1 protein-coding gene is annotated in these 812 nt (G+C 28.0%); it reads left to right on the top strand.

Annotated elements, in window-relative coordinates; all coding sequences use genetic code 11:
- Positions 1-576 precede the first annotated feature (576 nt).
- The coding region (locus DMP16_RS10380; RefSeq protein ID WP_143577234.1) for a protease pro-enzyme activation domain-containing protein at positions 577-812 on the top strand (236 nt) is incomplete at its 3' end.

An 812-nucleotide genomic window follows, 5' to 3' on the forward strand; every position in this document is an offset into this window, starting at 1 on the left:
CAAAAATATTATAATATAAGACTATCTTAATATGAAAAAGAATAAAATATATCTATAAATATTATAATAATAATAGTTTTATTTTATAATAATACAAATATATAAAAAATAGTGGAAGATAGAAAAGTTAAGTCATGTATTTAAATAATAGATTTTACTATAATTCATAATTAAGCAGTGATAGAAAGAGCGACAAACCTCGCCTTTTAAGGCGGGGGAAGAGATCAGTAAGTCAATTTTAAGAATACGTGTGAGGATTCATTCGTCTTTATATGCGACGAAACTTTCAGATTTCCGCTAAGTTATTTTGACTTAAGCTTTTAGGTTAGGAAAAGTTTCAGAATTATTTTTACGCTGGTTCGTACTCCTTAACTATGTTTTTTGTTATACTGCATCATGTCTATCATGCTATTATATTTTCTATATATATTATAAAGAATCAGAATACATGAGTCATATCTAATATTTCATTCAACTTAATTACAGCGGTGTTATGAATTCCTCATTATTTTGCTAATAGGAAAAAGTATTAATATACAAAGAAAAGCTTAAAAGATTGAACAATATGGATTACATATGAATAAGGGACTTATTTTAATGACTATAATGTTAATATCTATAACGCCAGTTTTTCTTGTTTCAAGTTCATCTGTAATTAGCTATCAACAGCCTGTGGTGCTTCACGGATTTAGACAAGTAGGTACTCTTAATCCTAATCAACAAGTTATCGTCAGTATCTATCTTCCCTTAAAAAATGTAGGTCTACTTTATTACTATGCGTCAGCAGTTTCGGACCCTAATTCCCCTCTATA

Origin of the sequence: Sulfolobus sp. B1 (assembly GCF_007050195.1) — an archaeon.
Lineage (GTDB): Archaea > Thermoproteota > Thermoprotei_A > Sulfolobales > Sulfolobaceae > Saccharolobus.